Origin of the sequence: Legionella gresilensis (assembly GCF_900639865.1) — a bacterium.
Taxonomy (GTDB): domain Bacteria; phylum Pseudomonadota; class Gammaproteobacteria; order Legionellales; family Legionellaceae; genus Legionella_C; species Legionella_C gresilensis.
Genome location: NZ_CAAAHX010000009.1, coordinates 145,598 through 158,338 on the forward strand (window position 1 = coordinate 145,598; position 12,741 = coordinate 158,338).

A 12,741-nucleotide genomic window follows, 5' to 3' on the forward strand; every position below is an offset into this window, starting at 1 on the left:
GTTAAACAATTTTAAAAAGAAATAAAGTTAATTTTTTTTAGATTGTTTATCTTTGTCTAAGCAAGACTGCATTTACTTAATCTTATTACTTTTTCGTAATAGGCAAGCTCACTAGATTTGCTCCCGCTCATGGCATATTGCCTTTAGTATGATATTTGGTGCCAACATGAGTAATTTTCTGAAAATATTAATAATAGGTTTTCTGAGTAATTTTAATATTTATTCACAATAAATAAATATTAATGCAATTATATGGCTATAAATTGTATAATTATGTTGATTAATAGATTTTATATGTTAAAATTTAGACCATATGATTAGCGTGAAATGCTTATGGTTAGATAGTTTTAGTTTTAGTTTTAGTTTTAGTTTTAGCTTTAGGTGAATGACTTAAGCAAAGATAAAATTATTATATTCCTTGCCAGATTTCAAAAGCGTTTCGGTTAGAAGCAATTGTTTCTATCTTTCTAAGAGGTAATTCATGTTACGCTTTCTAAGTGGCACTTTTCTTATTATTGGTGCGATTATTGGCGGTGGCATTCTTGCTATTCCAATTGTCTCTGCTAATTATGGATTTTTAACGACGCTGGTTTTTATCCTCGTTTCATGGTTGGTGATGACTAAAACAGGGCTATATGTTTTGGATTTAACATTAAGCTGCCCTGAAAAATATAATTCTTATTACAGTATTGTTGGAAAATACTTAGGTAATAAGATGCAACTGATCACCGTTACTCTTTTTTTATGGCTACTTTATTTTTCCTTGTCTTCTTATATTTCTGGTTGTACTTCGTTGATTATGAGTCATTTAACTTGGCCTCATCCTTTATTATCGCATTTTAATATTAGCCTCAGTTGCGTCATTATATTGGGTAGCATAGTTATTATTAGCGCCAAAATTATTGTACGCCTTAATGTTGTGTTAGTTAGTTTTAAATTATGTTTATTAGGCATTGCTATTATTTTTGGCTCTACGTATGCAACAGGTTCAGTGTCTACACAAATAGTCGGAAACCCAACAGGCGCCTTTGCATTACTTATGGTTATTGTTAATTCATTTGGCTATCAATTTATCATCCCTAGTCTAGTTTCATACTATGGACGTGGTAATCGAAATTTATTTCAATGGATATTGATTACTAGTACAACTATTGTTCTACTTATTTATATTTCATGGCTCTACACGATTTATGCTTTGATTCCGAGTGACGGTAAGTATGGCTTATTAAGTATTTATCAGAGCAATAATCAATTGCTAGCATTTAACCAAAGTTTAAAATTTTATTTGAACTCAACAGTGATGACGCAATTATTGTCGACATTTCAGGTTGTGGCTTTATTTGGTTCATTTGTTTGTGTCTCATTAGGCGTCTTTGATTTTCTAGTTGATGTAATGAAAGCCAAAAAACGTTTCTGGGTAGGCGTTGCTACCTTTACGCCACCATTAATTTTATCTTTATTTTCCCAAAATATGTATATTTATGCTTTGTCTGTTTCAGGATATATCGCTGTAATATTAGAAATAGTCATCCCTTATTTTGCAAAAAGGAAATACAACTATTTAAATTGTAATGGTTTATTAACGTAATCAACCAGCGTTGCATCAAGACTGCTCTCGCTACTTTCTTTAAATATTTAATGTTATTGAAAATAAGCTATAAACTTTTTGCTGCATTTAAATTAATGTTTGGCTTCTTTTAGAAAGAAAATTTTTGTAACAGTGCCCTTAAGCCTATTATTTTAATGTCCACCTAAAGATTAGAAATGATTAATATTTAACTTCTTTTCAAGAAAAAATAATCTTTATTTTTTTTTCCACTTTATTTCAATTCCAAGTTCGTGTTCGTCACTTTCTTCTTCGTACTCAAATTCAACATACACATCAACGGGTACATAGATACGTTTTTTGTTTATTTGTATTTGAAAACCTTTGTTTTGATCAATAGCATCTGCAATTCGTCGTAATTTATTTGCAACTGCTGATGAGCCATATATTTTTTCCAGTTCTATTTCATTGTTTTCTTTCATAAAATCTCCTTTTTCTCTAAATCTCGATAACTAATATCGTATTTACAATACTAGCGTACTATTGCATGATTAGTTCACCATGAAAATGATACCATTTGAATACCAAAGGTTTAGTTGAATGTAATTAGTTGCTCTATAATTCAATCTAGCTAAATTGAATTATAGACGATTGGGTAGAATTAGAAAGAAATGGCCAGTTGTATCTCTTCTGTCGAGCTTGCTCAATAATGAGTTATTATATCATTCTTACGTGCTAAGGCTGCTCTTGCGAAGTTTTTACCTGAAATGGATTAAGGATATACAAGATAAATTGTATAAAGCCAGTTATTAAATTTATCTAGCTTAATCTTGATAATATGAATTAAACTCATACTAAGAAGGGACTAGGTAATTCATTAGTATTATTAGAATTGCACTCAGCCATGTTTTCATTTTTATTACAACGCTTAACTTCTTTTAATAAACTTATAAGTTCCTCTTTTATAAATTTTCTCTGCTTAGCATTGTAATTACCACGGAATGTAGGCAAAGAATAATCTGTTACTTTTATATTTACGTACTCAAAATCACCATAATTATGTTCTTTAGAATTAAAAAAGTTATCAAACCATTCTGAGGCTGCACCATGAAAATGATCAAATTCATCACAAATAACCCGGGTATCTTCATTTTGTGAGGGAGTTAAATTAAGAATTTCTTTTAACCGCTGATTAGTAATTTTTTGGCTTTTTAATGGCTCGCTATTATATAAAACAAAAGCATGATTGACCTTCTTATCTGCTGTTTCAATAACAATATGTTGAACTGATTGCCTATACCCTTCTTGAATTTGAGCTAATAGACTATTGACAATACTTGCAGCAGTTGCCTCGCCACAAAAACCAGAGGACTCATGACGTCGTATTTTGGCTGCTTCTGCCGTACGTGCTATCTTTCTAAAATATCCACTTATTTCGTTAAATTGTTTATAATCCGGGAACAATCCTTTTCTTACGCTTTCTAATTTAGCTTCTAAAGCTGCTAATTTTGGCTGCATATTCGACCAGTATTTTCCTCTTAGTTGGTCTACTTCTTTAATTTCTTGATTAGAGGCTAAGTTAGTGTGAAACCAACTATTAGCAAAATGGCCCTGTGTGTTACAAACTGATCTAAACAAGTTTCCGTTTGCGAGAGCATTTGGATTTATACCTGAAATAGCATTATTAGGATTTAATTCTGTATCTTCACAAGTCTGAGATTGCGCAAAGCGGCCGGAAAATAATAGACCTAACATTAACCATTTTTTCATAAGCCCTTCCTATAAGTAATAAATTATTTAGAGCATAATCTCTATTTGATTAAATATTTATCGATAATATCAATTTATATCTATTTTGACAATATTTATAACACTTAAGTTATTAAATAACTTCGAGGGTTGTCTAAATCTGGGTAACTTTATACTTACAACCTGAGGGACGAAATGAAACAGAATCAGAATAAATTCTCTACTAACAAAATAGGTGGATTGTCAGAATCCCTATAATATAAGCCCTATAAAGCTACCTAAGATTAAACTTTATGGATAGATGCTTTTTGAGTATATTAATATTTGGCTGAAAATGGATGCTTCTTTACCATAATTAGTTTGATGATTATTTTATTTATGAGCCCTACTTATAAATAAAAATAAGGTTATTTTATCATACAAGATAATTAACTCTATTTTAGGTAAGTATATTTATTAAGAGCTAAATGAGGTGCTTATTTCTGCTTTTTAAAATAAGTGCCATTAGCATAAACATTATGGCCAAAGCCGCAATCAAAATCGGCTCCTTCTTGGTTAACAGTTAATTGACCTGGTTTAATAAAAGTAATAGTAATTGTACAATGTCCATATTCCGAAGAGGAATAGACAGCGGTGTCCCCTTTAATGTTAGCGACTCCAGATAGCTCACCTGTATTAGCCTGTAGTTCACCATTGGCTTCATATGGATAGATTAGGTTAAAGGAAATTTTAAGTTTTCCACCACCTAAAGTCTGAACAGTCAATGTATTAGCGACATCTTGATGAGGAGCGGGCAAAGACATAATGAATGTTCCATTGACTTCTTCTTTAGAGACACTAGCTCGGTGTGGTTCAGTAAAGCCTAGGGCTGAATGTGTCGCTAGTACGGTTAATAAAATATTTTTTATAATCCAGTTATTCATAAAAGTAAGAGTAATTTTTTTCTATTAAGGTAGCATACAGGGGTACATAAAATCTAATCTAATGAATACGAAGTGATTAAATATTTAGTCTCTTTTAGAGAAAAGAGCCTAGAGTCGCTGAATTAAACTATAAGCTAATAAGCTAACTATAATCAATGTTGGCCCAAAGTCATAGACCGTAAAATCCCACCAATTTATAAACATGAGGAAGCTCTAAAGATGAAATGTATCATGAATATTTTTTCCGCAGAATCTATAAATTTTGCTCCTTGGAGAATGAGTGAAAATTACTCAGGTTGCAGTGTTGAGATGTCTAGTGTATGGCAGGCAGAAAAACTAGGGTTTCATTTAGAACGATTAGATCCGGGTAAATTTAGTTGTCCTTACCATAAACATGACTAGGAAGAAGAGTTATTTTTAGCAATTAAAGGGGAAGCAACCGTAAGACAAGAGGATGAGTTTTTTCAAGTGAGAGCAGGGACGTTTTTTTCTTTAAAACGCACGTAAGTCATCAAATGTATAATCATAGTGATGAACCTTTTTATTTTTTTGCACTATCAAATAAAGATTCTAAAGATATTTGTGAGTATCCTGACTCAAACAAAAAAATGGACAGGGAAACACGGACAATAACCCAAAATGGTATTGTAGTAAGCAATTATTTGAAAGATGAAGAAAATCCCAAAGAATTTTGGCCTAAAGAATTGATTCATTCAAAAAAGTAGCTGTCACCTTTTTGTATTGTTGCTCGGTTCTAAAGGTATATTTATGCTGGCTCATAATTTTAGAACTCAATTAGAGCCTTATCCTCTGGAATATTCTTCGTACTGCGTTTTTTCCAATTCATTGAATGCTTCAAGAAGGTTTTGGGTATCGGTTTCTCGTGCTAATTTTGGTAGATCCAGTCTCAGACCGGAACTTATTAGATATTGACTTGCCAATGTACCCATATCTGTAGTTTTAACAGCACCGTTTGTTAGAACTTCCATGACATAGTTGCCAAAGAGAAAAGCTTCATATTCTTGATTTAAAGTTAGAAAATCACAGAATGAGACTTTGAGCCCTTGATCAAAGATCTGCTTTTGGGCAAGGAACCCTGCTTGATATGCTGTTGCATCGACTGAGGCTATACCGCTAAAGCCCATCTGGAATTGATAAGAGTGCCGCGTTTCATGAATCAAAAAGAGAAGTGCCGCATGAGGATTACTACTTGCAAAAAGTTTTACCGGATTTAGTATGACTTTGCCAGTGCCTGGCTTAGCCGGATCAAACTGAAAGAACGTCGACTTCCGTGCAGAGTTATCTAAGATTAGCTCTGGAGCGGGTAATCCTGAGCCCTTTACTTGTAATGCAAAAATGCGATTCATCACTTCAATACGCTCTAATTCATTAAGTTGTGGAAAATTCACCACCAAGTCTGCCAATCCTGGTTCACTTCGAATAGCAGAAATTAAAATATCACCTTGAGCATAGGTGGTTAGTAAAGACTCTTCAAGAAAATTTCGAGAATCAACATGTAATACCGATGCGCCAGGAAAAAGGTTTTGAAAAGATGAATTAGCAAAAAACATCGGATCTAGTAGTTTTGGTGGTACGGCTGCTGGATAGTGTGTGTAGAAATCACCAATAGTCATTTCATTGCTAAACAGACTCGCTTGAGCGCTAGCAGTAATAAAGACTCCCAACGTAAATAATAAGATTGATAATCCCAGTTGCTTCATCACTTATTCTCCTGACATGTAGTAATCCAGACTTGATCTGACAATTTCCAATTTTACAGTAGTGTTTGCCAGGTCAATTTTAGCTAACGTAGCCTTAATGCAGTGCAGCGCAATTAAGGTTTATTTATATCAGTATTTTCATTGTATTTAGCATATATTAGAACCCAAAAAATTAATTGTATTTTGCTGGAAATAAGTTTTTAATGCGTTGTTTTTAAAAAGGAACTTCATAACGAAACCACAAAAAGATTTTACGGCTTTAAAACAAGAAATTCAAAAAGCTTTAACGGACTTATCAGCAAAATTGTCCACTCAAGAACAGCAACTCATTAAAAGTGACATGGCAAAGTCGCAAGCGCGACATCTTACGAAGGATGTAATCCGTCTTGCAAAACTCTATGTTCTGCAACATGACTACAGTAAAGCTTTTCACCTTTTGCAAGTTGCTAAGGTATCCCCTTTGAAGGACGAAAAATATCACCGCCTATTTGGTCATTCAACATGTGCTATGAAGATACAGGCGTATGAAGAGAAAATTGCAAGTAAAAAACCGCAAACCAGGACGAATGTAATAAGCGCGACTTCATTGCCAAAGCCAACGCCGTATCGTGCGTCTGCGTCATCATCCGGCAATACATCTGACATGCTCAGGTTAGTGACAGAGGCAGCCTATATGCAGACGTTGTTAACTAATCAGGATAATTGTCCTTCCAACCAAACTGATTCAAGTCATAATACCTTATGTCATCCAGTAGGCCATCATCATGGGCATCATAATCACCATGACCATCATGCAAATAATGACCTTAATATCTTGTTACCATTTAATGTTTACGAAACAAGTATACCTACTCATAGCCACCACACTCAGAGTTCAATAGTGCCTGAGCCTTCTCATCATCACAACGATACGAACTCTTACACGCACCATACTTCGCATGACACAGGCTCATCTTATGGACATTCTTCATTTTTTAATGACCCGAGCGCTCATCATGATGCGAGTTCGTACAACCATGATACGTCAAACTCATTTTTTTAACTAAGCGAGCGTAACGCTACACATGAACTTATAACGTATAAGCTGTCTTTAAAGTTTAGCTAAGCTGAAAGCAATGTCATTCCCATAGAAGATGGGGATGACATTTTTGGCAAACTTGAGAGACTGATTTAGCTAGTGTAAATATAGATCATTTACAAATATTGACATGTCGTATTGAAATAGCTTTAATTTAAAGTAAGAAAGTTTTAGGGTTTGGTACTCTTTGAGTCATCCTGACTAAACCTATGATTAGACTTTTGGTGATGGCTTTTATTGTATATACAATAGGAGCTATTACTATGCCTAAACAAGAAAATTCCCCTTTTATCTTAAGTCTAAAAGAAGGTGATAATTTATTTCAAAGCATAATGAATTATGCTTCCTATGTTGGTTTAAAATCTGCAATTATTAGCGGGCTTGGTGCTTTATCCAATGTCACAATTGGTTATTATCATCGTGATACCCAACAGCAGGTTAAAAAATTATTTCTAGATACCTATGAGATTGCATCTTTGACTGGCAATGTAACATTGGTTGATATGGGTTGGTTTATACACATTCATGCAGCTTTAGGTGATGCTAATTTTCATCTTTTTGGTGGCCATCTTATTAGTGCGGAAGCTAGTGCATCTACAGAAATTATAATTACTCCTTTAAATTACACCATCATGCGAAAAAAACACCCTGAGTTAGATATAAAAGTTATCTGTCCATTTTTAACTATTTAGCAAGGGCTGCAAATGAAAATTACTCCCCCAAGTAAATTAAAAAAATATAGCTTTTATGATCTGCAATTTAATAGGAGTCAAGTGATCAACAATTATAAGAAAAATGGCATTATTATTCTCAAAAACTATGTTAATCAGATTGCCTTAACTCGATTATTGAATGAAATTGAAATCATCCAACATGATGCAGAATTAGATATTGCGCAAAATTGGAATAATGAAATTATTTGCTTTTATTCAAAAAATCCATTGCAGCCAAATTTAGAGCCGAAAGAATATGTCACTGAACCTTATTTTCAATCGTCCAGCTGTAAAGGACATATATTTTACGAAATACTTAATAATAAAAGAGTAGTTAATCGGATTGGGCATGGTATGCATCTTATAGAAAAATATGTAATGATGCAGCAAATAGTTTATCGTCACCCGATGCTAGTAACAATGTTGCAGGGAATAGGATTTAAAAAACCAATTTGTCATTTAAGCGTTTACATCCCTAAGTATCCTCATGGTGCAGGTAGTGAAGTTAGACCACACCAAGAATCAACCTTTGCTTATACTGAGCCTACTTCAGTGGTTGTTTTATGGCTAGCATTAGAGGATGCCTGTATAGAAAATGCTTGTATGTATGGCATTATGGGTAGTAACAATTGGCCTTTAAAATGGGTTTCGCGCGTTAATCTCCGATCTAAAACAAGACAATTCGAGCAACTTAATGATGTGTATATACCTGATTTTGAATCAGAAAATTATTATTATACCCCTCTAGAAGTTAAAGCTGGGGACGCATTATTATTTCATGGTAATTTTATTCATTGCAGTCCAGTAAATAATTCAAGTTATTCCCGCAAAGCCTTATCTTTTCAATTTATTGAAACCTTAGAAACGCATTACCCTGATAGCAATTGGTTACAGTTCCCCAATCATTTTTATTTATATTAAATTTAAGTCGTAGGAAAATAAAATGGAAATGTACGATAGCAATGAATTTTTTAAAACTTTGAGAACTATTTTACTCAACATCCTAACGGAAAATATTTTGATTGAGTAATTGCTTCGCAAAGTCTTTATTGGTCTTCGGATTTACTTTATATAGAGTCAGCGTTACTTAGTTTAGTGATTCCTTTTGAGAAACAAGTTGAAACCACCTCTATCCAATTACCACCTAAGGGTAGTATAGAAATGAAATAGTTAATTGCTTTTTTCTACAACAATATGAAAAGGATATGAACAATGGTATTTGTCAGGAAGTTGAGGCTTGGATTTTAGCTAAAAATACAGAAAAAATAATTCATGATGTATATTTTTTTTGGTTAGGAAAGGCAAGAGATAAGAGGAATAATAAATAAGGATATAAAACCAGAATGCACATTAAGATAGATTGCTTTATTGATAATGTAAGTGTAAATAAAAAGCATAGTATTGCATGAGGCGATTAACACTGAGCCAAATCTACTGGCTCAATATCAGACTATGATAGCTTGTTTATAGTTCTATTGAAAAATTCATCTCTATAAAAAGTAAAGTAATAAAATAAGCTGCTAAAAAATTTTTTTCCTGCCCTTAACTAGTTTTAATATCTAGATTAATTCTACGTAGCATTTTCTTTTGTATTTATTGGATTCACAAGGTAAATAATGAAAATACAGAAAATCAATTTATTTTTTATATTGCTCTCCCCATTGATGGCAATAATTTTCGGTGTTTTCGTTGCTTACCATAACGAGCTTTCAATATTGCCTTTCACTTCCAATCTAATTGGTGTTTTTTTAGGAATTCCAATATCTATATTGATTGCTTGTGAGCTTAAAAATAAATTTGTTCAGAATATTATTTTTGTAGCTTCGCTTGGTCTTATCTTAATAGGGAGTAGTTTTTTATTTCCCGGAGTAAATGATATACATCGATGGGTTTTTGTTGGCAGCATACCCTTAAATATGTCAATGATAATTATCCCATTAATGCTCTATATAATCAGCAAGCTAATCAGTCAAAGAAAATATTTTGCTTTATTATTATTTACTAGCATAGAATTTATTCTAGTCATTCAGCCGGACGCTGGACAAACGACGTCTTTTGGATTTGGATCTATTATTCTTTTTTTGCTCGCTAGAAATCTCTCTTACTTAGATGGCCTTTTCGTTTTTATTATATTTGCCATGAGTATAATATTCGCTTGGTATCAGCCAGATGCATTATCAGCGGTAAAGCAAGTGGAGCTAATTTTGAGGTTAGCCATAACAATGGGGCTTTTAGGCATTTTGGGAATAATATTAACTATTTTCATTCTAATATTTCCCATATTTTTAGCTATTAAACAGAAACTGAAAATAAATTATGATGATGGGATTCTTGCTATAACATATATCATTTATTTTCTTACTCAGCTTGTAGTTACGAGTTTTGGTAACTTTCCAGTCCCTATTATTGGGGCTGGCGCAGCTCCCGTACTTGGTTGGTATTTAATTTTAGGTTTTTTAATAAATAAATCATATTTAAGCTTATTTGGCCACTCAGAGTAATCAATTAAATTCTTGCAGTTAAAATTTGGTTTCACCTACGTTGGATATAGTTTTTTATCTAAGCCCTAGATCATAATTTTAGGAGCTCTTTATTTGCTATCCTTTGATATTAATGCCAGTAAAATTGATGTAGAAGATAAAATCGAATATGAGATTTTAACTTTCAAGTAAAAAAGATTTTTATAATCTAAATAAAATCAATCAAAAAACTTATAGTAAAGCCTATGAAAAGTATCTAAGTGGCGAAGGAAAAACCAGAGCTAGTAATTATTGAAAGTATTTATATATCTTTGCCTCAGCTCACAATTGATTAAGTAAAAATGAAAGGTGAGCCTATATGTCTGGTTTCTCATCCACGGACTTAAGCAATGCAGGCAAAGTAAGTTAAATCAAGGCCCATTGATGAGGCATCTTCCCGCTGAAATCAGAAATTATCTTCATCGTGGGGGGATGGCCGCTCGTTATTGCTAGGCTGAATGTCACTGCCTAAGTTCTGTAGTCTTAAAGCTTTTTGTTCAACATAAGTTCTTTCGCATTGCCCGCGCGAACCTGCCCACCAACCGGCTGCCACAAAATGAGTGAATGAGCCAAACATAGTAACTGCGAAATCACTGCCTAACCACTCAATCGAATCATTAGAATCAGTAACTGGGAACTCAGCCCCTGTTAAATCACTTCCAAATTTATAAGTTCGTGCAATAGCTGCACCCCATTCTACCACATTATAAAGTCCTTGAGCCATGACACATCTATCAATACCAGGTAAGCGCCTCATTTCAAAGCCTATCAACTGGCGCCATACCAAATTAATCTTGTCATCATTATTTCCACTTGCTTCATATAATGTCTTCCATTCATCAAGCAGTAACTTGATAGCATGGTTAAGACTGGAATAGTTATAATGCATACCGGGTTTACGTATGACGCGTGGTGACCAATCCTTGCGAAATTTAAGCATAGCGCGACCTAATTCAGTCTCATCAGTTGGCTCTTTATAGAGCAAAGCCGTTATTTCTTCAGGCGATGCTTTTTTAATTAATTCAATCAAAGGCGCTAAATTATAGGGCTGTTGCTTTAGCATCCTATCAATATGGGGTTTATAGCGTTCATATTGTCGTAGTCTTTCCTGCTCACCATTTTTTATTTTTGTAAAATAAGGTTGTACTTTCTTAGCCAGCTCAAAATCTCCGGCACCTAATAAAAATTCATAAATCGTAATGCGTCTTACCTCATCACCGTCAGGGGTTTTTACATTCCCTGCTTGAAGAAGAGATGGATTAGTCTCTAGCATTGCCAATAGGGCATCTACATCCTCTTTCCGTGCATAAGCTGCATAGTGTAGTGCCTTACAAATCTCATTATTGGGATCTTGACCATAATCACTAATTTTTTGGATTATGTCTAAGGGCAATTCGTTAAAAAGAGTATCTTTACGTTTGCTGTAAAAAAGAAATCGAATTACTCGTACCAAAAGAAGAGGCTAATAATTTGCTAACTGATTTTAATTAATTAGATTCGGCCATATAAATAAAAAAGAAAAATTACTTAGATACAAGTCATATTTATATGAGCTTCAAGGCATTTTAATTTCTACATCGACTCGCCAATATTAAATTTATTTTTTCACGAAGTTGATTAATTTTATTATGACTATATGCCTAATATTATAATTTCTAGTAGGCGTAAAAGATTGGACTATGCACTTTATTTTAATTTTTAAATAGTGCATAGAAAAAAACTAATGAATTCTTTTTTAAATTATATTAATACAGTGTTTCTGTCCTACTTATACTTCTTTAAGATTTGTGGATGATTATAAGCGTGACAATCATTAATAAATAATAAGATACTTTGATCAGTTGTACATTTGTCAGGGGATTTGTCATTTGCATCTTTAATATCTATAGAAGCACCTGATTTTATAAGCATTTCAATCATTGGGCGATCGCCATTAATTACAGCTTTATGTAAAGGAGTTTGTCCCTCCTTATCTCGAATATCTAATAATGCCCCAACTTCTACCAAAGCGCGAGCACAATCTAAATTTTTATGCGAAACAGCCCAATGTAATGCTGTCCTTTCATAGGTGGCATCTATTTTATTGAGATCGGATTTTGGCATTGATTTAATTAATACTTTAAGTTCAAATAAACGCCCCCATGTAGCAGCCCTTCTTAATGCTTGATCATGAATCGGTGCACTTATTTCACCTGGTTTACGTAGTGAAGAACAAACTACTGCAAGTTGTACTTGATCTTTTGTTTTTCTTGTTTCACCTAAAAAAGAAAGAAGCCTTGTTGCAATTTTTCCACTTGCTTGATCAATAAGGGTTTGTTGGGTACTAATTAACCTAGATGTTACAGAAGACATTCCTAACAAATCATGGGCTCTTTCCATTTCAATTCGGCTAAGTGGTTTATTAACAAAAAGTAAGCTAGATAAAACGCCTGTCATTCAAAAGACAGGAAGCCGTTTTAAAGTCAATATGCTTGCTGCTATTAGCCCACAAG

Annotated in this window: 14 protein-coding genes; 8 read left to right on the forward strand and 6 right to left on the reverse strand. The window is 33.4% G+C overall.

Annotation, left to right across the window (positions count from 1 at the left end; genetic code table 11):
• Positions 1-481: 481 nt before the first annotated feature.
• Positions 482-1,588, forward strand: coding sequence for an aromatic amino acid transport family protein (locus E1P04_RS12410; protein WP_131783219.1), 1,107 nt, complete (start codon positions 482-484; stop codon positions 1,586-1,588).
• 215 nt (positions 1,589-1,803) lie between these two features.
• On the opposite strand, the gene E1P04_RS12415 is transcribed toward E1P04_RS12410, so the two are convergent.
• The 3 genes from E1P04_RS12415 to E1P04_RS12425 all read right to left on the reverse strand — a co-directional run bounded on the left by E1P04_RS12415 (position 1,804) and on the right by E1P04_RS12425 (position 4,218).
• On the reverse strand, positions 1,804-2,028 hold the full coding sequence (locus E1P04_RS12415) for an amphi-Trp domain-containing protein (protein ID WP_131783220.1): 225 nt from the start codon (positions 2,026-2,028) through the stop codon (positions 1,804-1,806).
• 367 nt (positions 2,029-2,395) lie between these two features.
• Positions 2,396-3,316 (reverse strand): hypothetical protein, encoded by a 921-nt coding sequence (locus E1P04_RS12420; protein ID WP_131783221.1) that lies wholly within the window; start codon positions 3,314-3,316, stop codon positions 2,396-2,398.
• A gap of 455 nt (positions 3,317-3,771) precedes the next feature.
• Positions 3,772-4,218: a hypothetical protein gene (locus E1P04_RS12425; RefSeq protein WP_242604458.1), complete on the reverse strand. Its 447-nt coding sequence runs from the start codon at positions 4,216-4,218 to the stop codon at positions 3,772-3,774.
• Positions 4,219-4,449: 231 nt separating this feature from the next.
• Between E1P04_RS12425 and E1P04_RS12430 the strand changes: the two genes are divergently transcribed.
• Positions 4,450-4,620, forward strand: coding sequence for a cupin domain-containing protein (locus E1P04_RS12430; protein WP_165482771.1), 171 nt, complete (start codon positions 4,450-4,452; stop codon positions 4,618-4,620).
• A 113-nt stretch (positions 4,621-4,733) separates the two neighbouring features.
• Positions 4,734-4,943: a cupin domain-containing protein gene (locus tag E1P04_RS12435; RefSeq protein WP_131783223.1), complete on the forward strand. Its 210-nt coding sequence runs from the start codon at positions 4,734-4,736 to the stop codon at positions 4,941-4,943.
• A 78-nt stretch (positions 4,944-5,021) separates the two neighbouring features.
• Here the strand turns inward: E1P04_RS12435 and E1P04_RS12440 are convergent, their stop codons facing one another.
• Positions 5,022-5,939: a hypothetical protein gene (locus tag E1P04_RS12440; protein WP_131783224.1), complete on the reverse strand. Its 918-nt coding sequence runs from the start codon at positions 5,937-5,939 to the stop codon at positions 5,022-5,024.
• Positions 5,940-6,525: 586 nt separating this feature from the next.
• On the opposite strand from E1P04_RS12440, the gene E1P04_RS12445 reads away from it, so the two are divergent.
• From E1P04_RS12445 to E1P04_RS12460, 5 genes are all read left to right on the forward strand, one after another.
• Positions 6,526-6,981, forward strand: coding sequence for a hypothetical protein (locus E1P04_RS12445; RefSeq protein ID WP_207386022.1), 456 nt, complete (start codon positions 6,526-6,528; stop codon positions 6,979-6,981).
• A 299-nt stretch (positions 6,982-7,280) separates the two neighbouring features.
• Positions 7,281-7,709, forward strand: coding sequence for a PPC domain-containing DNA-binding protein (locus tag E1P04_RS12450; protein WP_131783226.1), 429 nt, complete (start codon positions 7,281-7,283; stop codon positions 7,707-7,709).
• 81 nt (positions 7,710-7,790) lie between these two features.
• Positions 7,791-8,651 carry a phytanoyl-CoA dioxygenase family protein gene (locus E1P04_RS12455; RefSeq protein ID WP_282433121.1) on the forward strand — a complete coding sequence of 287 codons (861 nt, stop codon included), beginning with the start codon at positions 7,791-7,793 and terminating at the stop codon, positions 8,649-8,651.
• Between the two features lie 284 nt (positions 8,652-8,935).
• Positions 8,936-9,058, forward strand: coding sequence for a hypothetical protein (locus tag E1P04_RS18255; protein WP_282433122.1), 123 nt, complete (start codon positions 8,936-8,938; stop codon positions 9,056-9,058).
• Positions 9,059-9,346: 288 nt separating this feature from the next.
• Entirely contained in the window at positions 9,347-10,231 is an 885-nt protein-coding gene (locus tag E1P04_RS12460) for a hypothetical protein (RefSeq protein WP_131783228.1), read from the forward strand.
• A 424-nt stretch (positions 10,232-10,655) separates the two neighbouring features.
• Here the strand turns inward: E1P04_RS12460 and E1P04_RS12465 are convergent, their stop codons facing one another.
• Together E1P04_RS12465 and E1P04_RS12470 are read right to left on the reverse strand one after the other, a co-directional pair.
• Positions 10,656-11,702, reverse strand: a complete 1,047-nt coding sequence (locus tag E1P04_RS12465; RefSeq protein ID WP_131783229.1) for a hypothetical protein — start codon at positions 11,700-11,702, stop codon at positions 10,656-10,658.
• A gap of 311 nt (positions 11,703-12,013) precedes the next feature.
• Positions 12,014-12,685 carry an ankyrin repeat domain-containing protein gene (locus tag E1P04_RS12470; protein WP_131783230.1) on the reverse strand — a complete coding sequence of 224 codons (672 nt, stop codon included), beginning with the start codon at positions 12,683-12,685 and terminating at the stop codon, positions 12,014-12,016.
• Positions 12,686-12,741: the final 56 nt, after the last annotated feature.